Source organism: Amycolatopsis sp. NPDC049253 (assembly GCF_040678995.1).
Lineage (GTDB): Bacteria > Actinomycetota > Actinomycetes > Mycobacteriales > Pseudonocardiaceae > Amycolatopsis.
The window spans coordinates 219,086-243,650 of the sequence record NZ_JBFAQX010000001.1 but is presented as its reverse complement, the minus strand read 5'-3'; the positions used below and the strand labels follow the sequence as shown (position 1 = coordinate 243,650).

The following is a 24,565-nucleotide window of genomic DNA, read 5'->3' as shown; positions in this document are numbered from 1 at the left end:
GACCAGTTCGAGGGCCCGTTTTCCGCAGGTCTACTCCCCGATCACCGGCGGAGCGGCACGAAGGTCGGCACCGTACTCGTCGTCTTCGTCCACATGGGAGAAGAAGCGCGAGCCGTCCGCTTCGTCCTCTTCGTAGCGAGCGGCACCGCCACCCATCCCCATGCCCATGCCGGCGCGAGCGGGGGCACCGCTCAAGCCAGGCGAAGCTCCCCCGGGTGCCGCGCCTTCGCCCGGGCCGAAGCTGCCGCCGCGGCTGAACTTGGACTGGTACTCCTCGTCGGCGCCGAAGCCGCCGCCGCCGGCGCCCATGCCGCCGCCCATCGGCATCGCGCCCATGGGCATGCCGCCGGCGCCCGAAGCGCCCGCGGCACCGGCCTGCTGCTGACCCGCGGCAGGCTCGAAGCTCGACGCCGTGGTGGCCGTGTTGGGGGCGGGCGGCACGTGGCCGGAGCCCGTGATCTGGCTCGGCGCGGCCGAAACCTGGCCGCCGGAGTCGGCGCCACCGCCGCCGTGGTGGTCGGTGGCGGTCGAGGCCGCGGGGAGGACGGCCGAAGCCGTGGACACGCTGCCCGCGCCGAACTTCGGCGGGTCCGCGAACACCGGCTGCTTCGACGCGGCCGAGTACAGCGAGTGGTCGTAGTCCGACATCGTCTGCGCGGCCTGCTCGTGGGCCGACTGGCTGGCCTGCTGCTTCTTCTGCGACTGGTCGACGGTGTCGCCGAGGTCGAACGGGCCGGCCGAAGCCCAGTGCGCCATCTCGTCGGTCCAGTCGAACGGGATCGGCTCGGTCATCGCGTTGCGCGCGTTCTGCGCGGCCGTGCCCTGGTCGTCGACGGTCTGCGCGGCGAGCTTCGCGTTCTGCGCCGTGGCGTCGGCCCACGAGCCGAGCGTGGCGAAGTAGGCCTGCGCGCTCTCGGCCGCGGTGCCCTCCCACGAGCCCTTGGACTTGTTGACGGCCTCGGTCAGCTGCGTCGCGAAGTCGTCGAACGCCTTCGTGACCTCGGTGTAGGCCGCGGAGACGTCGGCGACCTGCTTCGGGTCGAGGTTCGTCGTCACGAACTGCTGGAGCTGCTCGTGGGTGTGGCCGAGGTAGTCGGCGTCGGACGGCTCGAGCCCCGGCTGCGGCGCGGTCATGCGAGCTCCCCCGTCTTGTGGGCGGCGTGCGCGTCGATGGCGCTGTCCTCACCGGTGCGGTACACGCCGCCGGCGCGGGCGAGGGCCTCGTCGGCCTGCGTCAGCACGTCGCGGAACTGCCCCAGCACCGACCGGACGGACCCGGTGTCCTGCGAGGCGGCCTTGAGGTCGTGGGCCGCGACCGCGTGCCCGTAGGGGTGGCTCCCGAGCTGCGGGGCCTGGTCCAGCGCGGCCGTGGAGCCGGTCAGCCGGTCCACGCGCGTCACCATGTCGGACAGCGCCTGGCGCAGATCCTCGAGCGCTTCACCGGAGATGGTAAAGCTGCCCGACTTCGCGGCGTTCACGAGTTTCGTCGTCTCGGCCGCCGCAGCGGCGACGGCCTTCGGGTCCAGTCCGGCGACCTGTCCCGGCTCCACCAAGGTCATGAACCGAAGTCTACTGACGTCAACGGCCGCGGTCAGGCGTTTGCGGAATACGCCTCCAGCTGCGTGAACAGCTGCTGGGCGAGGCGGTTGTTGTCGGCCGGCGCGTAGGTGAGCCAGCGCTGCCCGTCGTCGGCGACGCGGGTGCTGAGCAGATAGCGACCCAGCTCGGTGTCGAACCAGACCAGCGGCGGCTGCGCGCCGATCGTGAACTGCCCGACCCGCAGCCGCGGCTTCTCGAAGATCCGCTCGACGGACCTCAGCTGCGGGTTTCGCGGGGCGTTCGACGCGGCGAACGGGTCGTACCCGTCGCGGCGGGGCTGCTTCGCCGGGCGCGTGATCGTCACGGACTGGCCGGGCGCCGCGGCCCCGGGCGGCAGCAGGTCGACCAGCGCCGGCACGAGACCGGTCGGGCGGATCTGCTCGAAGACGAACATGCCGTTGTCCTGCTTCACCAGCACGGCCTGGTCGCCGGTGGACGCGACGCGGGCGAAGAGCGGCCCGTCGTCCAGCTTCGCCGTCGCGGTGACGACGAGGCGGCCGCGGGTGAACGTGGTGAGCGCCAGCTCCAGGTCGTCGTCGAGGTAACCGCGGTGCACCAGGCCCCGGTTGTCGAGGTCGCGCAGCACGGCGTCGCGCACGCCCGCGCGCTCCTGGCCGGTGATGCCGATGTGCGCCACCGAAAACGGCGCCGGCGTGCGGCCGAGACCCTGCCGCTCCAGCAGCAGGTCCACCGCCGCGGGTGACAACGTGAACGAGTACGGCATCGTCCGTCCCTAGGTCGGGTTTCCGCGACGAAACGCTAGCCGACGCCGCGTGGGCGCCGCACCCGGACCGGTGAAGTGCTCTGCTGTGCGCGAACCCGCTTGCCGCCGGTGATCCACCGCTGGTGGCATGGAGCCATGGCTGATCCGAAACCCGCGCTCGTGCTGCACCTGTCCTCCGGTGGGGAACCGCTGATCTTCCCCCTCACGGCCGACGAATCCGCCGGCGTGGAGGAGAAGATCCCCGACCTGCTCAAGCACGGCGGGGTCCATTCCGTGCAGACGCGGGACGGCAACACCGTGTCGGTGAACTTCGCCCACGTCGCCGCCGCGTACGTCGACGATCTGAGCCGGAAGGGGAAGTTCGGGCTGTCCGTCTAGCCCGCCGTTCTGGGGGACGTGCCACATCCAGGTCAGGGTCGAAACGGCCCTGACCTGTCTTTTTTCCATCCGCGTGCCACTTCAGTGCCAGCCGCGTGCCACCCGCGGCACACAGATGAGCCAATTTGGCATTGCGGTGGTGCCACACGTGTGCCATAGTTGTGCCATGGACTTGACCACGTACGTCAGCAACCTCGGACGAGAGTTCGCCACGCTGGCCGAAGCCGGTGGCGAGGAGTCGCGTGAGCTGGTCGAGCGGCTGACCGGGTCGCTCGAGTCGGCGATTCGGATGACGCTGCTGGACGCGCTGTCGGCCGCCGCCGACGAGATCACCCGCGACCTGGCTCCCGGTTCGGTGGAGCTGCGCCTGCGTGGCCGCGATCCGCAGTTCGTCGTGACCACGCCGCCGGCCGAGCCGCTCGAGCTCGCGGCCGAAGACACGACGACGGTCTCGGCTCCGGAGAGCGAGCTGCTCATCTCCGAAGACGGTCCCGCCGCACGCATCAACGTGCGCCTGCCCGAACAGCTCAAGGCCGCCGTCGAGGAGGCCGCGGGCAAGGAGGGGCGCTCCGTCAACGCCTGGCTCGTCCGGGCGGCCGCCACGGCCTTGCAGCGCAGCGACCGCGACCAGCGCGTCGAGCCGCCCAGCAGCGGCAAGCGGACGAAGCAGAGCTTCACCGGCTGGGTCCGCTAGCTCCGTTCAGCACCACTTCACCTCACGTCCCTGACCTGCGGGGACGGTTCACCGACACAAGTTCTGGAGACAGCCATGCCCAAATTCGAAACCCCCGACCCGATCTCCGTCACCGTCGACCTCAGCGTCGGCGACGTGCAGATCTCCGCGAGCGACCGGCTCGACACCGTCGTCGACGTCCGCCCGAGCGACGAGAACGACGAGTCCGACGTGAAGGCCGCGCAGCAGGTCCGGGTCGACTACACCAACGGCACGCTCACGATCACCGGCCCGAAGCGCACGTTCGACTTCTCCCGCAAGACCCGCGCGGTCGACGTGACCATCGAGCTGCCCACCGGGTCCGCGGTGAACGCCGAGCTGCAGGCGGGCGACTTCCGCACCGCCGGCGTCCTCGGCCAGAGCCGGTTCAAGACCTCCGCCGGCAACGCGCGGATCGACCGCACCGGCCCGCTGCACCTGTCCACTTCGGCCGGTCACGTGACCGTCGACGGCGTCGCGGGCAACGCCGAGATCTCCACCGGCACCGGCAAGATCCGGATCGGCGAGATCGCGGGCACCGCGGTGGTCAAGAACTCCAACGGCGAGACCACGATCGCCTCCGTCGGCGGCGACGCGCGGGTGCGGTCGGCCAACGGCGACATCACCGTCGAGCGCGCGGGCGCCGGGGTCGACGCGAAGACGTCGGCCGGGCTCATCCGCCTCGGCGAGATCGTGCGCGGCTCGGTGACGCTCGAAACCTCCATGGGGGACCTGGAAATCGGCGTCGCCGAGGGCACCGCGGCCTGGCTTTCCGTGACCACCGGCTTCGGCCACGTGCGCAACCTGATGGAGAACGCGACCCGCCCCGAGGAAGCCGACGAGACCGTCGAGGTGCGCGGCCGCACCTCCTACGGCGACGTGATCATCCGCCGCGCCTGACTTTTTCTTTCCAGCGAAGGGGAAACCATGACCAGCAACCACTTCCGGCCCGCGATCGCCGCGACCGGACTGCGCAAGTCCTACGGCGACCACGTCGTGCTCGACGGCCTCGACCTCACCGTCGAACAGGGCACGGTGTTCTCACTCCTCGGCGCGAACGGCGCCGGCAAGACCACCGCCGTGAAGATCCTGTCCACGCTGATCAACGCCGATGCCGGCGACGTGCGGGTGGCCGGGTACGACCTCGTCCGCGAACCCGACGCGGTGCGTGCCGCGATCGGCGTCACCGGCCAGTTCTCCGCCGTGGACAACCTGCTCACCGGCGAGGAGAACCTGCTGCTGATGGCGGATCTCAACCACCTCGGCCGGGCCGACCGGCGCCGCCGCGCCACGCAGCTGCTGGAGCAGTTCGACCTCACCGAGGCGGGCAAGAAGCCGGCGTCGACGTACTCCGGCGGTATGCGGCGACGGCTCGACCTGGCGATGACGCTCGTCGGCAGCCCGCGGCTGATCTTCCTCGACGAGCCCACCACCGGTCTCGACCCGCGCAGCCGCCGCAACATGTGGCAGATCGTCCGCGGCCTGGTGGCCGACGGCGTCACGATCTTCCTGACCACGCAGTACCTCGACGAGGCCGACGAGCTGGCCGACCGCATCGCGGTGCTCGACCACGGCCGGATCGTCGCCGAGGGCACCGCCGACGAGCTCAAGCGCCGCATCCCCGGTGGCCACGTGCGCCTGCGCTTCGCCGACCCGCGCGGCCTCGACACGGCCATGACCACGCTCGACGACGCGTCGCGCGACAACGACTCACTCACCCTGCGCGTGCCCAGCGACGGCAGCCTGCGCTCGCTCAAAGCCCTCATCGGGCGGCTCGACGACCAGGCCATCGAGGTCGACGAGCTGTCCGTGCACACCCCCGACCTCGACGACGTCTTCCTCGCCCTCACCGGCAACCCCGCGACCGAGAACACCACCCACGAGAAGGTGACGACCCGATGAGCACTCTCACCGCGCCGGCCCCCACCGGCCTCAAGTTCCAGCCGCTGCGCGACTCGGCGACGATGCTGCGCCGCAACCTCAAGCACATGTTGCGCTACCCGTCGATGACGCTGATGCTCGTCGGGATGCCCGTGGTCTTCCTGCTGCTGTTCGTCTACGTCTTCGGCGGCACGATGGGCGCCGGACTCGGCGGAGGCGGCGGCCGCGAGGCGTACGTGAACTACGTGGCGCCGGCGATCATCCTGATGACCGTGACGGCCACCGTCCAGGGCACCGCGATCTCGGTCGCCATGGACATGACCGAAGGCGTGATCGCGCGGTTCCGGACCATGCACATCGCCCGCGTCTCGGTGCTGACCGGGCACGTGCTGGGCAGCGTCATCCAGGCCGCGTTCACCCTCGCCATCGTCATCGGCGTCGCTTTGCTGGTCGGCTTCCGGCCCTCGGCGGGGCTCGGCGGGTGGCTGGCGACGGCCGGGTTCCTGCTGGTGGTGACGTTTGCGCTCGTGTGGCTGTCGGTCGCGCTCGGCCAGGTGAGCAAGAGCGTCGAGACGGCCAGCAACCTGCCGATGCCGCTGATCCTGCTGCCCTTCCTCGGCAGCGGCTTCGTGCCCACCGACTCCATGCCGGCCGGGCTGCGCTGGTTCGCCGAGTACCAGCCGTTCACGCCGATCATCGAGACCCTGCGCGGCCTGCTGATGGACAAGCCGCTCGGCAGCAACCTGTGGTTCGCCCTCGGGTGGTGCGCCGTGATCGCACTGGGTGGCTACCTGTGGTCGAAGCGCCTGTTCAACCGCGAATACGCCCACTGAGCCCTGCGGTTCGAAGGAGGTCCGAGATGACACACCTGCCCGAGCTGCCGACCGACCGTCCCGCCGGCTGTCCCTTCGACCCGCCCGCGGAGCTGGGCCCGATCCGCGAGCGGCACCCGGTGGTCCGCCTGACCTACCCCGACGGCCACGAGGGCTGGCTTGTCACCGGCTACGCGCAGGTCCGCGCGGTGCTGGCCGACCAGCGCTTCAGCTCCCGCTACGAACTGGCGCACTACCCGATGCCCGGTCTGGAAGGCATCGAGGTGCCGGCCGCGGCGCCCGGCGACCTGACCGGCGTCGACGACCCGGAGCACTCCCGCTACCGCAAGCTCCTGACCGGCCGGTTCACCGTCCGGCGGATGCGGCAGCTGACCGAACGCGTCGAGCAGGTCACCGCCGAGCACCTGGACGCGATGGCCCGGCAGGGTCCCGTGGTGGACCTGGTCCAGGCCTTCGCGCACCCGGTTCCCGCCGTGATGATCTGCGAGCTGCTGGGGGTGCCCTACGCCGACCGCGAGTCCTTCCAGGGCCACGCCGCCGCGGTGTCCGATGTGGACCTCGCCCCCGAGGAACGCTTCGCCGCGTACGGCAAGCTGCAGGAGTACGTCGGCCGGCTGGTCCCGGCGAAACGCGCCGAGCCGACCGACGACATCCTCAGCGAGCTGACCACCAGCGACCTGACCGACGAGGAGCTCGCCGGCCTCGCCACCTTCCTGCTGGGGGCCGGTCTCGACACGACCGCGAACATGCTGGCGCTGGGCACTTTCGCCCTGCTCCAGCACCCCGAGCAGCTCGACGCGTTGCGTGCCGACCCGGACCTCGCCGAGAAGGCGGTGGAGGAACTGCTGCGGTACCTGAGCATCACGCACACCGGCGTGCGGGCGGCGCTGGAGGACGTCGAGCTCGACGGGCAGCTGATCAAGGCGGGCGAGTCGGTCACCTTCTCCGTGCAGGCCGGCAACCGCGATCCGCAGCGCTTCGCCGAGCCCGACGCACTCGACCTCAGCCGGGGCGTCCCCGGGCACCTGACGTTCGGGCACGGCATCCACCAGTGCCTCGGCCAGCAGCTGGCCCGGGTCGAACTGCGCGTCGCACTGCCGGCGCTGATCAGGCGGTTCCCGACGCTGCGGCTGGCCGTCGCACCGGAGGACGTGCCGCTGCGGCCCGGGCACCAGAACATCTACGGCGTGCAGCGCCTGCCGGTCACCTGGGACCAGGGCTAGCGCCGGGCCAGGGCCAGCAGGCCGTCGCGGATTTCCGGGCGGCTGGCGGCCACCAGGAGGAACGTGGCCTCGCGCACCAGCCGGCCCGCGTGTTCGCCGGTGAGCACGGAGCGGCTGCCCGTGGCGGCCACGAGGGCGCCCGCGCTGCGGTAGGCCAGCTCGGCGCCGGCCGCGCGGGCGGCGGGGAGCGAGGCGGGGTCGGTGAGGCCCGAGTCCAGGCGGATGCGGATCTGCGACTGGTCGGCGCGCAGGGCGGCCGCCGTCTCGGTCCGGCCCAGGTCGGAGAGCAGGCGGGCACAGCGTTCGGCCAGGCCGAGGGGGGCGCAGCCGTTGAGCCGCGACGCGAAGGTGTTCCCCGCGACGAAGTCGGCGTGCGAGACCTCGGCGAGCACGCGTTCGGCGGGCACGAAGTAGTCGTCCAGTCCGATTCGGACGGTCGAGGTCCCTTGTGCGGCAATCAGGCGCAGCGGACTGGCGTGAAGTCCGTGGCCCGCCACCGGCGCCACCACGGTGGTGACGACCGTGTCCTCGGGGGTCCGGCCCGAGAGCATCAGCAGATCGATCCCGCCCCACCCGCTCACGAACGGGGCCTCCCCGTCGAAGCGGAAGCCGTCGCTGACCCGCCGGGCCCGGGTTCGCGGCGGGGTCGGGATCACGCCGGCGTACGCGACACCCGCCCGGACGGTGCCCTTGACCAGGTCGGCGAGGTACTGCGACCGCAGTGCCTCGTTGGCCGAACCGGACAGGCCGGCGACGAGGCCGTGGTGCTGGACCCAGGTGAACGTGGTGCTCAGGCACCCGCCGGCCAGCGTCTCGATCACGGCGACGAGCTCGGCCAGGCCCGCGCCGGGGCCGCCGGCCTCGGGGGGCGCGGCGAGGCCGTAGAGCCCGGCCTCGGCCAGCGCGTCGAAGTGCGACCGCGGCACCTCGCCGCGCAGGTCCACCTGCGCGGCCGCGGGGAACAGCACGTCATCGGCGAGGGCCCGCACTCGGGCGACGAGGTTCGACACGAGAGTTAGGCTACCCTAACTCCACCGAAAACCAGCCCCCGAAAGCACCGAAAGCCACCACGGAGGAAATCCGTGGTGGCTTTCGGCGGGTCAAGCGTTCAGAGCATCAGAGCTCGTAGAGCCGCTTCCAGTTCTCCCGCGAGGTGAGCTCCGGCATCGCGCGCTTGTACTGCTCCTGCACGCCCGCGCCTTCCTTGCGGAGACGCTGGATCACGCGAGCGCCGCGGCGGGCGAGGTCGAACATCTTCACCTTGTCGTACGTGCGCACACGCACGCCTTCCTGCGAAGCGTCCGTGACCACCGCCGTGTCGAACAGCGCGATGTGCCACCAGTGCGCCTCGTCGATCGGCACCGCGCCGAGGCCGAAGCGGCTGCGGCCGAGCACGCGGTCGACCACGCGCTTGATCAGCACCAGGCGCTGCATGCTGGGCCGCGGCGCGCTGTTGATGATGCCGATGTCGTTGGACGCGATGCCCGGGACGTCGGTGGCCTTGTGCCGCTTGGTCTCCGGGTACTGCTCGCGGATCCGGCGGATCTCCTTCATCGCGGCGACACCGCCGTCACGCAGGACCTCTGGCCCCTCGAGGAAGTCCTCGACGGCCTTGATCAGCGTGGCCGACAGGCCGTACTGCATGCCCAGCAGGTAGCGCACCAGCTGCGCGAGCAGCACGCGCGAAAGCAGGTTCAGGTTGAACGGCGAGTGCAGCGCGGCGGTGATGATCGAGTTGCGCAGGTTGAAGTACCGGTGCCACTCGTCCCAGTCCTTCCAGTGGAAGTCCGCGTGCCACACGCCGGCGCCCGGCAGGGTCACCGTCGGGAAGCCGTACTCGCGGGCGCGGTAGGAGTACTCCGCGTCGTCCCACTGGAAGAAGAACGGCATCGGGTAACCGATGGCCTTCACGACCTCGTAGGGGATCAGGCACGACCACCAGCCGTTGTACCCGGCGTCGAGGCGGCGCTCCTGGCGGTTGGGCTTGAGGGTCTCCTCGTCGACGCCCAGCAGGTCGGCCGTGGACAGCGAGTGCGTGACCGGCTGGCCCGGCTCCAGCGTGTTCAGGCGCGCGTACTCGGCGCCGACGTGCAGCTGGTTCGGGTGCAGCAGGTTGAGCATCTGGCCGCCGACGATGATCGGGTTGGCCGCGCGGTTGGAGAACGCCGTCATGCGCACGACGAGGTCCGGCTCCAGGAGCACGTCGTCGTCCATGAACAGCACGTTGGCGTGCTCGGTGGCGGTGTGGCCGGCCACCTCGTACAGGCCGCGGGTGAAGCCGCCGGCGCCGCCGAGGTTGGGCTGCTTGATGTAGTGCAGCTTGTCGCCGAGGTCCTTCGCGACCTGCTCGAAGCCGTCACGCGACTCGACGAGGTCGGTGCCCTGGTCGGCGACGTAGATGGCGTCGAGCGTGTGCAGCGACGACACGTCGGCGGCGAGCGCCTGCAGGTTCTTCAGGCAGTCGTCCGCGCGGTTCATCGTGCAGATGGTCACCGCGGTCGGGCGGATCTTCTCCGGCGCGTCGACCGTCCAGCGGACCTGCTCGACACGCAGCGTCTGGCCGCCCTCGGTCTCGAGGTCGAGCCACAGCGCGCCGCCGTCGTAGAACTTGTCGAGGCTCGCGGTCATCGTGACCTTGCGGGCCTTGGCGCCGGAGACCTGCTCGGCGTTGACCACGCGGGCGTCGCCCTGGAGGTCGGACGCGCCGACCGAGAGCAGGCCGTCGCCGCTGACCACGGCTTCCACGGTGACCGAGGTGACCGTGGTCCAGCGCTGCCAGTAACTGGCCGGGAAGCGGCCGAAGTAGGTGTTGCCGGTGACCTTCGACGACGGTTCGACGGTGAGCGCGTCGCGGTCGCGCACCGCGGAGCCCCACTCGAGCTCGGCGTAGAGGTCCTTGCTGACGATCGGCGCCGGGCCGGCGTACAACCCGCGCTGGGCCGTCAGCCTCCCTTCGGGGGCGTGCTCCGCGAACCGGGTCTCGCCTTCGGGGGCCGCCTCCGCGACCGGGGCTGCTTTACCGGGCATCGAACTCAGTTCTCCTTTACCGGCCGCTCACGAAACACGACCCACTTGAGCATGACAAAATTGATCACGGTCGCCGTCGCCTGTGACACGACCCAGCCGAGCGTGGCCTTCCACGTCGACTCCGGGAGCAGGTGCAGCATCCACTGGTTCACCCCGACCGCGACGAAGAACGTCACGGCGTAGAGCAGGACGAAGCTGCCCACCTGCGTGCCGCCATCGCGACGGCCGCCGGCGAAGGTGAACCGGCGATTCAGGAAGAACGCCGTGGTCGTGCCCACGACGAAGCTGATCGCGCGAGCGATGTCGACCCACGGCACGGCGTCCATGCCGACAGCCCTGAGCAGCGAGTACGTACCCAGGTCCAGCAGCGCGCAGAACCCGCCGATCAGCCCGAAGCGGATGAGCTGACCGAGCAGACCGGGGCCCGCCGGTGTTGTCACCGTCGTCTCACTCTGCGGTTCTGCAGCCACCACTGGAATACCTTCTCGGCTCGATGCGTCGTCGTCTCGGGAAGCCCTGTCCGTGTCGACTTTGACGCGCGGACGCTTGTGCCTTGATGCGCAAAGTGTAGAAGCGAGCACTTCAGGGTCACGTTCCGGGCTTCCTAGGGCGTGTCTACTCTGGTCGAGTGACCCAGACACCCGACACACAGCGACGCACGCTCACCGGCTGGGGCCGCACCGCCGGGACGGTCGCCGACGTCCTGAGCACGCCTGATGTCGAGACCATCGCGCGGGCCGTTGCTTCGGCCGGCCCTCGCGGGGTCATCGCGCGCGGCCTCGGCCGCTCGTACGGCGACCCGGCGCAGAACGCCGGTGGCCTGGTGGTCGACATGACCGCGCTCGACCGCATCCACTCGATCGACCCCGACTCCGGCCTGGTCGACCTCGACGCCGGCGTGAGCCTCGACAAGCTCATGCGTGAGGCGCTCCCCCACGGCCTGTGGGTGCCGGTGCTGCCGGGCACGCGCCAGGTGACGATCGGCGGCGCGATCGCCAACGACATCCACGGCAAGAACCACCACTCGGCCGGCAGCTTCGGCAACCACGTGGTGTCGATGGACCTGCTCACGGCCGACGGCAAGGTCCGCACCCTCACGCCCGAAGGCGACGAGGCCGAGCTGTTCTGGGCGACGGTGGCCGGCATCGGCCTCACCGGCATCATCACGCGGGCCACCGTGCGGATGAAAAAGACGGAGTCGGCATATTTCTACGTCGACGCCGACCGCACCTCGAACCTCGACGAGACGCTCGCGCTGTTCACCGACGGTTCGGACCTCAACTACGACTACTCGATGTCGGTCCCGGACCTGATCTCGTCGGACTCACGGCTCGGCCGGGCCACGTTCTCGCGCGGCTCGCTCGCCACGCTGGACCAGCTGCCCGCGAAGCTGCGCAGCGAACCGCTGAAGTTCGACGCGCCGAAGCTCGCGACGCTGCCCGACGTGTTCCCCAACGGCCTGGGCAACAAGCTCACCTTCGGCCTGATCAACGAGCTGTGGCAGAAGACCGTGCCCAAGAAGGGCGTGCGCGGCAAGGTCCAGAACCTCACGCAGTTCTACCACCCGCTGGACATGATCTCGGAGTGGAACCGCGCGTACGGTTCCAAGGGCTTCCTGCAGTACCAGTTCTCGGTGCCGTTCGGCGCCGAAGACCAGCTCAAGGCCATCTGCCGGCGAATCGCGACGTCGGGGCACTACTCGTTCCTCAACGTGTTCAAGCGCATGGGCGACGCCAACCCGGCGCCGATGTCGTGGCCCTCGCCCGGCTGGATGCTGAGCGTGGACTTCCCGATCAAGCCCGGCCTGAGCCGGTTCTGCCTCGAGCTCGACGACGAGGTGCTCGCCGCGGGCGGCCGCCTGTACACCGCGAAGGACTCGCGGACCACGGCGGAGACGTTCGCGAAGATGTACCCGCGGCTCGAAGAGTGGCGCAAGGTCCGCGCCGCCGTTGACCCCGAAGGCGTTTTCGCCTCTGACATGAGCCGGAGGCTCGCACTGTGATCGACGCCGTTGGCAACCCCCAGTCCCTGCTGCTGCTCGGCGGCACGTCCGACATCGCGCTGGCCATCGCCGAGAAGTACCTCGCGGAGAAGCCGCTGCGGGTCGTGCTGGCCGCGCGTCCGTCGCCCCGGCTCGACGCCGCGGCGCAGCGCCTGAAGGACCGCGGCGCCGAGGTGTCCACTGTGGACTTCGACGCGAAGGACACGGCCTCGCACCCCGCGGTGCTCGACCGCGCGTTCGCCGGGGGCGACATCGACGTGGCCGTGGTCGCGTTCGGTCTGCTCGGCGACCCCGAGGAGGTCTGGCAGGACCACGCCAAGGCCGTGGAGCTGGCGACGGTGAACTACGCGGCCGCCGTGTCGGTGGGCGTGGCGCTGTCGGAGAAGCTCAAGACGCAGGGCCACGGCACGATCATCGCGCTGTCGTCGGTGGCCGGTGAGCGCGTGCGGCGCTCGAACTTCGTGTACGGCTCGACCAAGGCCGGCTTCGACGGCTTCTACCTGGGCCTCGGCGAGGCGCTCGCCGACCACGGCGTGCGGGTCACCGTGGTCCGCCCGGGTCACGTGAAGACGAAGATGACCGCCGGGCTGAAGGACGCTCCCCTGGCGCAGACGGCAGAGCAGGTGGCCGACATCGCCGTGACCGCGGCGCGCACCGGCAAGGAACTGGTCTGGGCGCCGGCGCAGTTCCGGCTCGTGATGTCCGTGCTGCGACACGTGCCGCGTCCGATTTTCCGGAAACTGCCGATCTGACCGGGAACTCCCGAGGCGGAACCTTCGTCGCATATGGTGGACGAAGGTCTTTCACCTTTCTGGGGGTTCCACCATGCCGGACCAGGCAGCGCGGCTCGATGCCGTGCTCCAGCGGTTCCAGGAGCAGGCGGCCCGGGCCGCCGAGCTCAAGGACCAGATCGCGAACCTGCGCGGGCACGCCCGCAACGCCGACGGCTCGGTGACGGTCACCGTCGCCCCGTCGGGTGCCGTACTGGGGCTGCAGCTGAGCCCGCAGGCCATGCGCCGCTCGCACACCGCGTTGCAGCAGGAGATCCTCGGCGCCATCCGCTCGGCGACGCAGCAGGCCGCGGCCGCGCTGAGCCAGACCGTCGAGCCGGTGCTGGGTGAGCGGGCCGAGCAGTTCCGCGAGGCGTTCAACGCGCACGTCGAGCCGCTCGGGCCGAGTGCGCCGCCGCCCGCCAGTTCCCTGGCCGCGCCCGGGCAGTCGCCGCAAATGCCCCAACCACCGCAGAACACTCGGAACCGGACGAACCCGCGAGGCGTCGAAGACGACGACTTCGGGGGTCCCATTCTTCGGCGGGAGTGATCGTGACCAGTGGGTTCAAGATCGAGCCGGCGGCGTTGACCGCGCACGCGAGCGGCTCGAAGGAAGCGGCCGGGCACTTCGGCAGCCTCGCCCAGCTGCTGCAGCAGGCGCGCGTGAGCGACGACTGCTTCGGCCCGCTCGGCGAGCTGATGGCGTACAAATACTTCGACTCGCTGCAGGAGTGCCAGGACCTCGCCGACCAGGCGAAAACGTTCCTGGAGGCCATCGCCGACAAGACCACGCTGGCCGCGCGGGCGTACCAGGGCCACGAGGACGCGACCACCGACGCCGTGACCGGGCTCGGCAAGGAGCTCGCCGACGGCGGCAGCGGCGCCGGCTCGCTGTCGGACGTGAACCACGCGGGCGACGCCGGCCGCAAGAGCTACCTGGAGCAGAACGGCGGCTACGGCAGCTCGTGGCTCTCCACGTCGACCGAGGTCTCGCAGGCGAGCAGCCCGCCCGACGTGGCGATCGCGGCCGTGCACACACGCATGGAGCAGATCCAGCTGGTGACGAGCCCCGGGCAGTCGCTGCTGGACAACGGGCTCGGGTTCCTCATCGGCATCGTGATCAGCCCGCTCGTGGAGTTCGTGCTGGAACCGGCGATCGGCGATCCGGAACAGATGCGCAGCACCGCCCAGGGCTGGGCGCAGGTGGCGCAGTGGCTCGACGGCGTCGGCGAGCACGAGCAGAAGCGCGCGGACCTCACGAAGGAGCCGTGGGAAGGCTCGGGCGGCGACGCGTTCCGCAAGCAGATGGGCGAGTTCTCCGAGGGCGCCGCGGCGTTCGCGGACGAGGTGCGTGGGCTGCAGCAGATCCTGGAGCTGGCGGCGGACCTGTTCGACGCGTTCGTGGAGATCGTGATCGACATCCTGCAAGAGCTGGTGATGGGCCTGATCATCGAGTGGCTCGCGGCGCTGGCGGCGTCGTGGATCACGGCGGGTGCGTCGGTGGGCGCCGCGGGGGCGGCGACCACGGGCGAGGTCGCGGTGACCGGCGGGCGGCTCGGGATGAAGGTCAAGCAGCTGCTGGGCAAGCTGAAGCCGCTCATCGAGGAGCTCGAGAAGATCCTGCAGAAGCTGCGCACGGGGCCGTTGAAGAAGGTCGTGGAGCGCGTGGAAGGCCTGCGCAACGGCAACTTCCTCGAGAAGCGCGTGGCGGACATGATCGACAAGAACCCGCTCGCGAAGATCCTCACGAAGGCCGACGCGGCCACCGGGGCTTCGCGTACGGGCAACCGCTTCGCCAACGCGCTGGGGGTCGGCGAGAACGGCGCGAACGCGCTCACGACCAACCTGACCGAGACCGGGCTGCGGCTGGCGGGGATGAGCGGGACGTCGAGCGTCGGCAAGGCCGCGTGGCGGGGCAGCGCGGGCAACATCGCCGAGCAGGGCATCGAGCAGGGCGTGAAGTACGGTTACCACCAGTCTCAGACCGAAGGTGAAGACGAGCGCCGCGAGGCGACCGACCGAGGGTTCTCACTCGAAGAATGAATCTCGCCGATCCCCTGGGTGCCGCCACGCAGGCGCGGCCGCACCTGCGTGCTGACGAGCGGTTGCTGTGGGCCGCGTACGGCGGTGTGACCGGGTACGCCGTCCGTGGCCTGGACGAATCCGGGCAGCCCGCGAAGAGTGTGCTGCGCAAGGTCGGTTCCGGGCTGGCCGACTTCGCGGGTGGGGCCGTGGACGCGGCACTGTCCAGTGAGGACAGTGGCAGCGGTGGTTCCGTGGCCCCGGAGCCGGCGGTCGTGGTGTTCGGGGACCACACGGGGATGGCGGCCGAGGGGCTCGTGCGCGGGTCGCGGGCGTCGTTGTGGGCCCTGACGTCGGCGCGGCTGGTGTTGTTGCGGGTCGTGGTCGCGCCGGAACCGGCCGAAGAACCGGAGAAGTCGTTGCTGGGCAAGGCGATGGGCTTCGGGCGGGGCATGGCGAAGTTCGGCAAGGACGTGGCGGAGATCGTCACGGACCGGCGCAAGACGTACGGAGCCAACCGCGAGGGTGAGCCGGTGGCGTTGCGGGAGTTCGAGGTGGCGGCTTCGCTGCCGCGCGAGCAGATCGCCGGGTTCGCGGTGGCTTCTCGCGACCGCAAACCGGGCCTGCGGATGTCGCTTGTGGACGGTTCCGGGCTCGACCTGCGGTTCGGCGTGGCCGAGCCCGAAGCGTTCGACTGGCTGCTGGCGCGCACGAACGGAGCCGCGTGATGCGCGCGCAGGAGCTGAAGCAGGCGGGCGAGGTCGACGAGATCATCGAGCGCGACTACGCGAAAGTGTGGCTGCGCAAGAAGGAACGGCTGCTGCTGGGCTGCCCGCCGGCCCACGGGCACGTCGTCGCGTGGATCGGCGGCGCACTGCACCTGCCGTACGCGCCGGCGCGCGAGCCGGTGAAGGTCACGACGGCGCCGGGCCGCTGGCCGACGCCCGCCGGCCTGCCCGACGAGGACTGGACCGACGACCCGTCGCTGGCCTACCGCGTGGAAGCCCCGGCCCCCACGGCCGTGGCCGGCCGGATCGCCGACCACCTGGCGTTCTCCGCCGGCGCCGCGCGCCTGACCTGGACCGATCGGCGGCTCGCGCTCGTGTACCCGACGAAGTTCGTGGCCGAGCCGGACACGAAGGACTTCTTCGTGACGGCCGAGGAGTTCCCGGCCGACGTCGTGGCGCGGATCGACGCCGTGGCCCCCGGTCGCAGCTTCCCACCCGAGCCGGGGATCCGGTTCACCTTCGCCGATGGCTCCACGTTGACCCAACGTGACCTGCTGGCGCCGATGAAGGTGCGAAGGGCCCATTCGCGCCGCTCCTGTGCCGATCGCTACTGATCCGACCACGGTCACGGCCGAATGGCTTCGTGGCAACGGTTACGTGCTGCGTGCGCGTCGGCCTACTTTTGGCCGGACTAGTAGCGGGCATCAACCGATCGGTGGATGCCGGGTGGCCGGACCGACGATGGTCCCGGCTCGCGTTCCGCCGAAGACTCGGACGTATGGGTAAAGACTTCCGTTCGTCCGCGTTGGCCCTGCTCATCGACGTCGGCGCACCCGTCGCGGGCTACTACCTGCTGCGGGCGTTCGGCGTGGTGCCCGTGTGGGCGCTGCTGCTGAGCGGCCTGCCGCCGGCCTTGCGCGTGCTGTACACGGCCGTCACGCGGCGGCGCGTGGACGGGATGGGCTTGTACGTGCTGGTGATCGTCGCCGTGAGCGTCGTGACGACGCTGCTCACCGGCGACGCGCGGCTGCTGCTGGTGCGCAACGCGTGGTTCAGCTCGCTCGCCGGCGTCTGGCTGCTGGCGAGCCTCGTCGTCGGCCGCCGGCCGGTCACCTACGAGGCCGCCCGCGCGCTGTTGCCGGGCAAGGGCGAGCAGCTCGACGACGCGTGGGAGCGGCGGCCGTCGTTCCGGCGCCTGTGGCGGGTACTCACCGTGGTCTGGGGCGTCGGCGGGCTGCTGCACAGCGGCGTGAGCGTCGCCATGGCGTACACGCTGCCCGTCGACGACGTGCCCGGGCTGGACACGGTGGTGTCGATCGTGTTCTTCGTGTTGCTGCAGGTCGTGACGCAGGTGCTGCTCGTGCGCGAGGGCTCGATGAGCACGGTGATCCGGCGCCCCGCGCCCGTGCGCTGAGGCGCCGGCGGGTGTTGCGGCGGCTAGTGGGCCGGCGCCAGGTAGAGGTGCTGCGTGCCCGCGCGAGGCGAGTCGATGGTCCACGCCGCCAGCGCCGTCGGGGGAGGCGCGTGCGCCGTCGTTTCGAGCACGAGGTCCGGGGGCGTGGGCGCGACGCCGTGGTCGAAGTGGTGGAAGTTGGCTTCGATCAGGGCGCGGCCGAGCTCGTTGCTGCCGAGCTTCGCCTCGGTGATGGCCGGATCGACGGCGCCGCGGTCGGAGAACTCGCCGACCAGGTGACAATCGCACGTGTACGCGAGCGCGCCCGCTTCGCCGGGACTCTCCACGGCACGCCCCTTCGCCAGCGTGGCCAGCTGCGGGCCGATCTCGCGGTACTCGTCGGTCGCCGCGAGATTGCCCGTGATCGGCGCGAACCGTCGTGGCAGACCGGGCGCCACATACACACCGATCGCGGCGGCGAGCGCCAGCCCGGCCGCCGCCGTCACCAGGACGCGGTGCGGTGTCGCGCAGATCCACGCCGCGAGAAACAGCGTCGCACCAACGATCGCGGGCGCGTACGACCACGGGTTGGGCGACGCGACGACCACCGCGTGCACGATCCCGGCCCCCGCGAGTACGGCGAACGGCCGAAGGGTTTCGTCCCGCCGAACCAACGCCACGAGCACCGCGAGCGGCACCGGCAGAAAGGAAATCAGCGTGGCGGCGGGAAAGTCGAGCCACGGCACCGTCGGCTGCTGAAAGACGACGGTGTCCGGCACCGCCGACCCGAGCACGAACCAGCTGAACGCGAACCACGGCACCGCAACGACAAGCGCCGCGAACGTCGTCCGCCAGATGCCCTCCCAGAACCTCGGCCGCGCCACGAACACCACCAGCGCGACCACGAGCAGATCAACCCGCACGAGCACGAGCGTCCCCACTGCGAACCCGAGCGCCGCCGGCCGGCGTTCCACGGCGAACACCAGCACCCACACCGCACCGGCCGCCGCGGGCACCACCTCCAGCCCGACCGCCGACACGAGGAGCGGGTTGAGCAGCAACGCGGCGAAGGCGAGCAGCACGAACTGGCGAGGGAGACCGGTTTTTTCGGCGAGCCGTCCGAGTCCTGTCACGAGCAGCACCTGCGCGGCCACGAAGACCACGCCGGCCCCGATCACCGCATCGCGCACGACGACCGTCACGGCAGCCACGGTGGCCACGTGCAGCGGTGAGGTGGCCGTATTGGCCGTGCCCTGCTCGACGAGGCCCCAGTGGCCGTGCAGGGCGAGGTTGCGGGCGTAGGACAGCGTGACGTACGCGTCGTCGACCAGATGCCGGCTGGCCAGGAGAAACACGGCGGCTGACACGGCCGCGACACCGAACGGCAGCCACCTGTCGATGGCCGGCCGGACAACGGTGTCGCTTCGCATCACGCGACACCGTACACAACCGCCGTGATCTTCCTGTGACCTACTCCCGGGGCTTCGGCCCTTCGGCCGTGGACGGGTTCGCGCGATCAGATGCCGTAACCAGTGCCAGTTCCGTTGCTGGTACCCGTTCCACCGGGGCCACCAGGCCCACCCTGCCCGAACCCGGGCCCACCACGGAACTCGCGGTACCCACCGCCGCCACCGTCGCGGAAGTGCGACATCCCCGGCCGCCCGTCGTGCTGAGTCGCAGCCATGACACCGCCGACGATGCCGCCGCCGACGAGCAACCCCAGGACACCGACGCCGACCAGCTGGGTCACCCGGTTGCCCACGAACCGGCGGAACCCGCCGGGCCGGCGAGCCGGCTGCGGTGCACCCCACGCACCAGGCGGAGGCTGCTGACCGTAGGGCTGCTGCGGCATTCCGGGCTGTGGCATTCCGGGCTGTGGAGCCCCGGGCTGCTGCCGTCCCGGCGGGACCTGTTGCGGCCCAGGCGCCGGTTGCCCGCCGGCGCCCACCGCCTGCTGCTGGTTCTCCGCGGTCACCCGCGCATCTTCCCCGGAACCACCGGCAGCGCCCGCCGCCTGCGAGCTCTCCACCGGCGCATCCTGCGGCGTACCGCCGTCACCGGACTGCTCCGGCGGGACCTGGTCACTCATCTTCGGCTCCTCCGGCTGAAGTGGGAACGGGCGGTCTACCCGCCCCCACCTCCGAGGATGACCGGTAATTCTGTGCGCAGCCTGATACTCAGCTGTCTAAAATCCAGCGCTGTTCACAGGTAAAACGGCTCACAGGTAGAACGACAAGAACAACGTCACGACCCAAGCCAGCCCGAGCACCTGCAGCACCCGGTCACGCAACGCGATCTCATCCGGCGCCCCGGCGTTGCCGCCGTCGACGTCCACCGCATACCGCAGCACAGCGATCACGAACGGCACCATCGACACGACCGCCCACAGCGAATCGTGCTCCGCCTGCCGGATCTCGAAGGCCCACAGGCAGTACGACATGATCAGGATGGCCGCCGACGTCGCCCACACGAACCGCAGGTAACTCGCCGAGTACTTCTTCAGCGACGAGCGGATCTTCGCGCCCGTGCGTTCGAACAGCATGATCTCGGCGTAGCGCTTGCCCGCGACCATGAACAGCGAGCCGAACGCCGTGACCAGCAGGAACCACTGCGACATGGCGATCCCGCCGGCGACACCACCGGCGATGGAGCGCATCAGGAAGCCCGAGCCGACGATCGCGAGGTCCACCACCGGCTGGTGCTTGAGCCCGAAGCAGTACCCGAGCTGCACGGCTTCGTACACGCCGAGCACCACGGCCAGCTCCCAGCTCGCGGTGAACGACACCGCGAGACCGGCCAGGAAGAACACGGCCGCGGCGGCGTAGGCCACCGGCACCGGCACGATGCCGGCCGCGATGGGCCGGTTGCGCTTCGTCGGGTGGGCGCGGTCGGCTTCGACGTCGACGGCGTCGTTGATGAGGTAGACCGACGAGGCCGTCAGCGAGAAGGCCACGAACGCGATCAGCGCGTCGAGGACCAGCTCGGTGCGGTTGGTCGCCTTCGAGAACGCGAAGAACGGTGCGGCGAACACCAGCACGTTCTTCACCCACTGCTTCGGGCGCGCAGTCTTGATCACGCCCAGCAGCAGCGCCACGGGGTTCGTGCCGGCCGAAGCGGTGGCCGGGGTCGCCGGCTCCGAAACGGCAGCGGAGGACGCGGCCGCGTCTGCGGCAGCCTCCTCCGACTCGACCTTCACGGCTTCGTCCGTCTTCGCGGATTCGGCCGGGTCGGTCGCGTTCTCGGCACGCTCGTCGGTCGTTTCGCTCATCGTCTCTTCAGCTTCCGTCGGATCAGACCACCGACGAGGCCTCCCAGGGCCGCACCGGCCAGTACGTCGGTCGGATAGTGGACGCCGAGCAGCAGCCGTGAGGCCAGCATCGGCGGTACGAGGGCGGGGACCAGGTTACGCCCGGTGAGTCCCGAGTAGAGCACTGCCGCCGCCGTCGTGGACGTCGCGTGCGAAGACGGGAAGCTCAGCTTGCTCGGCGTACCGACGAGAACCTCGACGCTCGGGTGGTCCGGACGACGCCGCCTGACCACGCGTTTCACCGCGATCGAGGCGGCGTGCGCGCCGACGACGCCGGCGGACGCGACGAGCCAGTCCTTGCGGCGGGGCTTGTCCACCGCGGCGCCGATCAGGCCGAGCGCGAACCAGCCCGCGCTGTGCTCGCCGAACAGCGACATCCCGCGCGCGACCTGCACCGTGCCCGGCTTCTTCAGGAAGCGCTGGGCCTGGGACAACACGGCGACTTCGCCGGTGGCCGGGCCCGCGGGCGGAGCGCCGGGAGCGCCGGCGTCAACCGGCGCCGCGACCTGCTCAAGCATCGATCGACCCGTCGAGCGGCGCACCGTCGGTGAGGTGCGGCGCGATCTTGTTGTCGAACATCGACAGCGCCGAACCGATGGCCATGTGCATGTCGAGGTACTTGTACGTGCCCAGCCGGCCGCCGAACAGCACGTTCTTCTCGCGCGCCTCGGCCTTGGCCAGCTCGCGGTAGGCCTCGAGCTTCTCGCGGTTCTCCGGCGTGTTGATCGGGTAGTACGGCTCGTCGTCTTCCGTCGCGAAGCGCGAGAACTCGCGGAAGATGACCGTCTTGTCCTTCGGGTAGTCCCGCTCCGGGTGGAAGTGGCGGAACTCGATGATGCGGGTGTAGGGCACTTCCTGGTCGTTGTAGTTGACGACCGGCGCGCCCTGGAAGTCACCGGTGGGCGCGACCTCGGACTCGAAGTCGACGGTGCGCCAGGTGAACCGGCCCGCCGAGTAGTCGAAGTAGCGGTCCAGCGGCCCGGTGTACACGGTCGGGGTGCCCGCCGGGATCTGGTCACGCACGTCGAAGTAGTCCACGTTCAGGCGGATCTCGATGTTCTCGTGCTCGGCCATCTTCTCGAGCCACGCGGTGTACCCGTCGACGGGCAGGCCCTCGTAGGTGTCGTTGAAGTACCGGTTGTCGAACGTGTAGCGGACCGGGAGGCGCGTGATGATGTTCGCGCCCAGGTTCTTGGGGTCGTTCTCCCACTGCTTCGCGGTGTACCCGCGGATGAAGGCCTCGTACAGCGGACGGCCGACCAGCGAGATGGCCTTTTCCTCGAGGTTCTCGGCGGCGTCGGTCTGGAACTCGGACGCCTGCTTGGCGATGAGCTCACGGGCCTCGTCCGGGCTGTGGGACTTGCCGAAGAACTGGTTGATCAGGCCCAGGTTCATCGGGAACGAGTAGACCTGGTCCTTGACCTTGGCGAACACCCGGTGCTGGTAGCCGGTGAACTCGGTGAAGCGGTTGACGTACTCCCACACGCGCTTGTTCGAGGTGTGGAACAGGTGCGCACCGTACTTGTGCACCTCGATGCCGGTCTCGGGGTCGGCCTCGGAGTAGGCGTTGCCACCGAGGTGGCTCCGGCGCTCGAGCACCAGAACCTTCTTGCCGAGCTCGGCCGCGGCCCGCTCGGCGACGGTCAGCCCGAAGAAACCGGACCCGACGACGACGAGGTCGTAGCCGGCGAACTCGTGTTCAGTAATCTTGGCGGGGTTCGTGTGCTCGCTCACGGGCGCCCAGGGTACGCAGTCCTGACACCGTGGCCCGAACCGACCTCGGCATACCGCCGGCCGTACCGCACCGACACACGTGAGAAGCATGCCTGCACCGGACACCTTGGGGAGCTACTTGGTAGCGGTCGTCACCTACCTGGCCGTGCTGGCGATACCCGGCGGCCTGGTGGGTTGGGCCGCCGGAGTGCGCGGCTGGGCGCTGGTCGGCCTCGCGCCGCTGCTCAGCTACGCCGTGACGGGTCTGGCCGGCCCGTGGCTGGCCGATGCCGGGCTCCCGTACAACGTCGCTTCCGCCGCCCTGTGCACCGTGGGCCTGGCCGCTCTCACGTACGGCGTACGGCGGTTGCTGCTGGCCCGCGGCCGGCTCAGGCCGGGCGCCGAGGAGCCGCCGATCGAGTGGAGCAAACGGGCGCACTGGGCCGTGGCCGGGTGCGTGGTCGTGGCCGTGGGCCTGTCGATCGCCGTGGTGCTCTCGGCGCGCGGCGGCACGACGGCCGTCTTCCAGCGCTGGGACACCGTCTTCCACGCGAACGGCATCCGCTACATCGCCGACACCGGCGACGGCTCGCTCACCGGCATGGGCACCATCAACTGGTACCCCGACGGCTCGTTCTACCCGAACGCGTACCACCTGGTCGGCGCGCTGGTCTACCAGATCTCGGGCACGAGCGTCCCGGTCACGCTCAACGCCATCACCATGCCGGTCGCGGGCCTGTTCGCGCTGTCGATGGTGGCGTTGATCCGCCAGCTCGGCGGGCGCGCGGTGTACGCGGGCTGCACGGCGCTGGTCGCGGCGGCCGCCACGACGGGTGCGTACGAGTCCGTGTCGAGCGGGTTGCTGCCGTACGCGCTGGGCATCGTGCTCACGCCGCTGGCCGTGGTGGCGCTGCAGCGGTTCCTGGTGCGCCCGGGTGTGGACACCGGCCTGATCGTGGCGCTGGTGGCCGACGGGCTGCTGGCGGCGCACTCGAGCGCGCTGTTCGGCGCGGTGCTGTTCGCGTTGCCGCTGGTGGTGCAGCGCTGGTACCGGTCGCTGCGGCGCAAACGGGTGGACGGCGTGGCTCCCGAGACGCCGGCGTGGCGCGTGATCCTGGGCGACGTGCTGCGGATGCTGCCGGTGCTGGTGGTCAGCGGGGTGCTGGCGGCGCCGCAGATCCTGGGCGCGATCGGGTTCACCTCGGGCGCGTACCCGTACTACTCGTGGAACTCGAACCTGCCGATCCCGCTGGCGCTGAAGCTGCTCGTGACGTTCCAGCAGGTGCTCAGCCGGCCCCAGATCTGGCTGACGGTGCTGCTCGCGCTGGGCACGCTCATGTTCTTCACGCTGCGGCGGATGCGCTGGGTGCTGCTCTCGGCGATCGGGCTTTCGGGGTTCTTCGTGCTGGTCACCTGCTACGGCTACCTGCCGTGGGTGGTGTCGCTGTCGCGGCCGTGGTGGAACGACCGGTACCGCCTGATGGCGCTGGCCGCGATCCCGCTGTGCCTGCTCGCGGGCCACGGCATGGCGGAGCTGCAGCGGTGGATCGCGCGCCTGGCCCGCAGCGGCACGTGGGTGCGTTCGCGGCCGCAGGTGCTGGCGCGGCTCGGCCTGGTGACGGCCGTGGTCGTGGTGGCCGCGATGGCCGTGCTGACCGGCGGGTTCTACCGCAACGCGAACGCGACGGCCGTCTCGTACCTGTACTACAACGGGCCCGAGGGCGAGGTGACCCCGCCGGTGAGCGCCGACGAGATCACCGCCATGGAACACCTCGGCACGATGGGGATTCCCGCGCAGGAGAAGGTGCTCAACGACCGCATGGACGGCACCGCGTGGATGTACGCGATCGCCGGCGTGCACCCGGTGGCCGGTCACTACGACGGCGGCGGCCGCGTGTCGCCCGACGCCGTGTACCTGGCCCAGCACTTCCGCGACTACGACACGGACCCGCGCGTGCGCGACGCCGTGCGGCGGCTGGACGTGCACCACGTGCTGGTGGGCAGCGGCACGATCCGGAAGGACACGCCGATCGCACCCGGGCTGCAGGGGCTGGACGGGCGCGATTTCCTGCGCGTGGACTACCGGAATCCCGGTGCGGTGATCTACACGATCGTGAAGTGATTTTTTGTGGAGGTTTTCGGAGCCTCGTGACCGCGGCTGCCCCGGCCGCGGCCACGAGGACCTCCTGTTCCCCAGCACCCCCGGGGTGCTCACTGGTGAGAAGAGCGGCCCGGTGAAGGGCCGTCTCCCCC

General features: G+C 70.4%; 25 protein-coding genes. 14 read left to right on the top strand and 11 right to left on the bottom strand.

Annotated features, from left to right (window positions below; translation table 11 throughout):
- Positions 1-30 precede the first annotated feature (30 nt).
- Genes AB0K15_RS01235 through AB0K15_RS01225 form a run of 3 tightly spaced genes read right to left on the bottom strand, consistent with a single transcriptional unit; the run spans position 31 to position 2,323 of the window.
- On the bottom strand, positions 31-1,134 hold the full coding sequence (locus AB0K15_RS01235; RefSeq protein WP_364044011.1) for a hypothetical protein: 1,104 nt from the start codon (positions 1,132-1,134) through the stop codon (positions 31-33).
- Positions 1,131-1,559 carry a hypothetical protein gene (locus AB0K15_RS01230; protein WP_364044008.1) on the bottom strand — a complete coding sequence of 143 codons (429 nt, stop codon included), beginning with the start codon at positions 1,557-1,559 and terminating at the stop codon, positions 1,131-1,133. Before AB0K15_RS01230 ends, AB0K15_RS01235 begins: the two co-directional genes overlap by 4 nt.
- Positions 1,560-1,591: 32 nt before the next feature.
- Positions 1,592-2,323, bottom strand: coding sequence for an ESX secretion-associated protein EspG (locus tag AB0K15_RS01225; RefSeq protein WP_364044005.1), 732 nt, complete (start codon positions 2,321-2,323; stop codon positions 1,592-1,594).
- A gap of 135 nt (positions 2,324-2,458) precedes the next feature.
- Here AB0K15_RS01225 and AB0K15_RS01220 point away from each other — a divergent pair, with 135 nt between their 5' ends.
- The 6 genes from AB0K15_RS01220 (at position 2,459) to AB0K15_RS01195 (ending at position 7,350) form a co-directional block, all read left to right on the top strand.
- Positions 2,459-2,701: a hypothetical protein gene (locus tag AB0K15_RS01220; protein ID WP_364044002.1), complete on the top strand. Its 243-nt coding sequence runs from the start codon at positions 2,459-2,461 to the stop codon at positions 2,699-2,701.
- A 166-nt stretch (positions 2,702-2,867) separates the two neighbouring features.
- Positions 2,868-3,395, top strand: coding sequence for a ribbon-helix-helix protein, CopG family (locus AB0K15_RS01215; protein WP_364043999.1), 528 nt, complete (start codon positions 2,868-2,870; stop codon positions 3,393-3,395).
- A 75-nt stretch (positions 3,396-3,470) separates the two neighbouring features.
- On the top strand, positions 3,471-4,313 hold the full coding sequence (locus AB0K15_RS01210; RefSeq protein WP_364043996.1) for a DUF4097 family beta strand repeat-containing protein: 843 nt from the start codon (positions 3,471-3,473) through the stop codon (positions 4,311-4,313).
- A gap of 27 nt (positions 4,314-4,340) precedes the next feature.
- Positions 4,341-5,315, top strand: coding sequence for an ATP-binding cassette domain-containing protein (locus AB0K15_RS01205; protein ID WP_364043994.1), 975 nt, complete (start codon positions 4,341-4,343; stop codon positions 5,313-5,315).
- Complete coding sequence (locus AB0K15_RS01200; RefSeq protein WP_364043991.1) at positions 5,312-6,127, top strand: ABC transporter permease; 816 nt, start codon at positions 5,312-5,314, stop codon at positions 6,125-6,127. The genes AB0K15_RS01205 and AB0K15_RS01200 overlap by 4 nt, the downstream gene beginning before the upstream one ends.
- Before the next feature lie 26 nt (positions 6,128-6,153).
- Positions 6,154-7,350: a cytochrome P450 gene (locus AB0K15_RS01195; RefSeq protein ID WP_364043988.1), complete on the top strand. Its 1,197-nt coding sequence runs from the start codon at positions 6,154-6,156 to the stop codon at positions 7,348-7,350.
- Here AB0K15_RS01195 and AB0K15_RS01190 read toward each other — a convergent pair.
- The 3 genes from AB0K15_RS01190 to AB0K15_RS01180 all read right to left on the bottom strand — a co-directional run bounded on the left by AB0K15_RS01190 (position 7,347) and on the right by AB0K15_RS01180 (position 10,850).
- Positions 7,347-8,360 carry an acyl-CoA dehydrogenase family protein gene (locus tag AB0K15_RS01190; protein ID WP_364043985.1) on the bottom strand — a complete coding sequence of 338 codons (1,014 nt, stop codon included), beginning with the start codon at positions 8,358-8,360 and terminating at the stop codon, positions 7,347-7,349. The genes AB0K15_RS01195 and AB0K15_RS01190 overlap by 4 nt on opposite strands.
- A gap of 106 nt (positions 8,361-8,466) precedes the next feature.
- Positions 8,467-10,377, bottom strand: coding sequence for a glycosyltransferase (locus AB0K15_RS01185; protein ID WP_364043982.1), 1,911 nt, complete (start codon positions 10,375-10,377; stop codon positions 8,467-8,469).
- Positions 10,378-10,382: 5 nt separating this feature from the next.
- The gene (locus AB0K15_RS01180; RefSeq protein ID WP_364043979.1) at positions 10,383-10,850 is read right to left on the bottom strand and encodes a GtrA family protein; all 468 of its coding nucleotides are present in this window, start codon (positions 10,848-10,850) and stop codon (positions 10,383-10,385) included.
- Positions 10,851-11,005: 155 nt separating this feature from the next.
- Between AB0K15_RS01180 and AB0K15_RS01175 the strand changes: the two genes are divergently transcribed.
- From AB0K15_RS01175 to AB0K15_RS01145, 7 genes are all read left to right on the top strand, one after another.
- Positions 11,006-12,379, top strand: a complete 1,374-nt coding sequence (locus AB0K15_RS01175; RefSeq protein ID WP_364043976.1) for an FAD-binding oxidoreductase — start codon at positions 11,006-11,008, stop codon at positions 12,377-12,379.
- Entirely contained in the window at positions 12,376-13,131 is a 756-nt protein-coding gene (locus tag AB0K15_RS01170; protein ID WP_364043973.1) for a decaprenylphospho-beta-D-erythro-pentofuranosid-2-ulose 2-reductase, read from the top strand. Before AB0K15_RS01175 ends, AB0K15_RS01170 begins: the two co-directional genes overlap by 4 nt.
- 73 nt (positions 13,132-13,204) lie before the next feature.
- Positions 13,205-13,699 (top strand): YbaB/EbfC family nucleoid-associated protein, encoded by a 495-nt coding sequence (locus AB0K15_RS01165; RefSeq protein WP_364043970.1) that lies wholly within the window; start codon positions 13,205-13,207, stop codon positions 13,697-13,699.
- A 2-nt stretch (positions 13,700-13,701) separates the two neighbouring features.
- The gene (locus AB0K15_RS01160; protein ID WP_364043967.1) at positions 13,702-15,192 is read left to right on the top strand and encodes a WXG100 family type VII secretion target; all 1,491 of its coding nucleotides are present in this window, start codon (positions 13,702-13,704) and stop codon (positions 15,190-15,192) included.
- A complete protein-coding gene (locus AB0K15_RS01155) occupies positions 15,189-15,899 on the top strand; it encodes a hypothetical protein (protein WP_364043964.1) in 711 nt (236 codons plus the stop codon). Before AB0K15_RS01160 ends, AB0K15_RS01155 begins: the two co-directional genes overlap by 4 nt.
- Entirely contained in the window at positions 15,899-16,513 is a 615-nt protein-coding gene (locus AB0K15_RS01150) for a hypothetical protein (protein ID WP_364043961.1), read from the top strand. Before AB0K15_RS01155 ends, AB0K15_RS01150 begins: the two co-directional genes overlap by 1 nt.
- A 164-nt stretch (positions 16,514-16,677) precedes the next feature.
- Entirely contained in the window at positions 16,678-17,313 is a 636-nt protein-coding gene (locus AB0K15_RS01145) for a VC0807 family protein (RefSeq protein ID WP_364043958.1), read from the top strand.
- Positions 17,314-17,336: 23 nt separating this feature from the next.
- Here AB0K15_RS01145 and AB0K15_RS01140 read toward each other — a convergent pair whose 3' ends face one another.
- From AB0K15_RS01140 to glf, 5 genes are all read right to left on the bottom strand, one after another.
- A complete protein-coding gene (locus AB0K15_RS01140) occupies positions 17,337-18,722 on the bottom strand; it encodes a hypothetical protein (protein ID WP_364043955.1) in 1,386 nt (461 codons plus the stop codon).
- Positions 18,723-18,808: 86 nt separating this feature from the next.
- On the bottom strand, positions 18,809-19,381 hold the full coding sequence (locus AB0K15_RS01135; protein ID WP_364043952.1) for a hypothetical protein: 573 nt from the start codon (positions 19,379-19,381) through the stop codon (positions 18,809-18,811).
- A gap of 129 nt (positions 19,382-19,510) precedes the next feature.
- Positions 19,511-20,560: a decaprenyl-phosphate phosphoribosyltransferase gene (locus AB0K15_RS01130; RefSeq protein ID WP_364043949.1), complete on the bottom strand. Its 1,050-nt coding sequence runs from the start codon at positions 20,558-20,560 to the stop codon at positions 19,511-19,513.
- Positions 20,557-21,117, bottom strand: coding sequence for a phosphatase PAP2 family protein (locus tag AB0K15_RS01125; protein WP_364043946.1), 561 nt, complete (start codon positions 21,115-21,117; stop codon positions 20,557-20,559). The genes AB0K15_RS01130 and AB0K15_RS01125 overlap by 4 nt, the downstream gene beginning before the upstream one ends.
- On the bottom strand, positions 21,110-22,333 hold the full coding sequence (gene glf / locus AB0K15_RS01120; RefSeq protein ID WP_364043943.1) for a UDP-galactopyranose mutase: 1,224 nt from the start codon (positions 22,331-22,333) through the stop codon (positions 21,110-21,112). The genes AB0K15_RS01125 and glf overlap by 8 nt, the downstream gene beginning before the upstream one ends.
- Before the next feature lie 88 nt (positions 22,334-22,421).
- Here glf and AB0K15_RS01115 point away from each other — a divergent pair, with 88 nt between their 5' ends.
- The gene (locus AB0K15_RS01115) at positions 22,422-24,434 is read left to right on the top strand and encodes a DUF6541 family protein (RefSeq protein WP_364043940.1); all 2,013 of its coding nucleotides are present in this window, start codon (positions 22,422-22,424) and stop codon (positions 24,432-24,434) included.
- Positions 24,435-24,565 lie beyond the last annotated feature (131 nt).

Bases quoted from the DNA above. Each gene is read 5' to 3' on its own strand.
- AB0K15_RS01235 (WP_364044011.1), bottom strand. From the start codon at position 1,134: ATGACCGCGCCGCAGCCGGGGCTCGAGCCGTCCGACGCCGACTACCTC.
- AB0K15_RS01230 (WP_364044008.1), bottom strand. From the start codon at position 1,559: ATGACCTTGGTGGAGCCGGGACAGGTCGCCGGACTGGACCCGAAGGCC.
- AB0K15_RS01225 (WP_364044005.1), bottom strand. From the start codon at position 2,323: ATGCCGTACTCGTTCACGTTGTCACCCGCGGCGGTGGACCTGCTGCTG.
- AB0K15_RS01220 (WP_364044002.1), top strand. From the start codon at position 2,459: ATGGCTGATCCGAAACCCGCGCTCGTGCTGCACCTGTCCTCCGGTGGG.
- AB0K15_RS01215 (WP_364043999.1), top strand. From the start codon at position 2,868: ATGGACTTGACCACGTACGTCAGCAACCTCGGACGAGAGTTCGCCACG.
- AB0K15_RS01210 (WP_364043996.1), top strand. From the start codon at position 3,471: ATGCCCAAATTCGAAACCCCCGACCCGATCTCCGTCACCGTCGACCTC.
- AB0K15_RS01205 (WP_364043994.1), top strand. From the start codon at position 4,341: ATGACCAGCAACCACTTCCGGCCCGCGATCGCCGCGACCGGACTGCGC.
- AB0K15_RS01200 (WP_364043991.1), top strand. From the start codon at position 5,312: ATGAGCACTCTCACCGCGCCGGCCCCCACCGGCCTCAAGTTCCAGCCG.
- AB0K15_RS01195 (WP_364043988.1), top strand. From the start codon at position 6,154: ATGACACACCTGCCCGAGCTGCCGACCGACCGTCCCGCCGGCTGTCCC.
- AB0K15_RS01185 (WP_364043982.1), bottom strand. From the start codon at position 10,377: ATGCCCGGTAAAGCAGCCCCGGTCGCGGAGGCGGCCCCCGAAGGCGAG.
- AB0K15_RS01165 (WP_364043970.1), top strand. From the start codon at position 13,205: ATGCCGGACCAGGCAGCGCGGCTCGATGCCGTGCTCCAGCGGTTCCAG.
- AB0K15_RS01155 (WP_364043964.1), top strand. From the start codon at position 15,189: ATGAATCTCGCCGATCCCCTGGGTGCCGCCACGCAGGCGCGGCCGCAC.
- AB0K15_RS01150 (WP_364043961.1), top strand. From the start codon at position 15,899: ATGCGCGCGCAGGAGCTGAAGCAGGCGGGCGAGGTCGACGAGATCATC.
- AB0K15_RS01145 (WP_364043958.1), top strand. From the start codon at position 16,678: ATGGGTAAAGACTTCCGTTCGTCCGCGTTGGCCCTGCTCATCGACGTC.
- AB0K15_RS01140 (WP_364043955.1), bottom strand. From the start codon at position 18,722: ATGCGAAGCGACACCGTTGTCCGGCCGGCCATCGACAGGTGGCTGCCG.
- AB0K15_RS01135 (WP_364043952.1), bottom strand. From the start codon at position 19,381: ATGAGTGACCAGGTCCCGCCGGAGCAGTCCGGTGACGGCGGTACGCCG.
- AB0K15_RS01130 (WP_364043949.1), bottom strand. From the start codon at position 20,560: ATGAGCGAAACGACCGACGAGCGTGCCGAGAACGCGACCGACCCGGCC.
- AB0K15_RS01125 (WP_364043946.1), bottom strand. From the start codon at position 21,117: ATGCTTGAGCAGGTCGCGGCGCCGGTTGACGCCGGCGCTCCCGGCGCT.
- AB0K15_RS01115 (WP_364043940.1), top strand. From the start codon at position 22,422: ATGCCTGCACCGGACACCTTGGGGAGCTACTTGGTAGCGGTCGTCACC.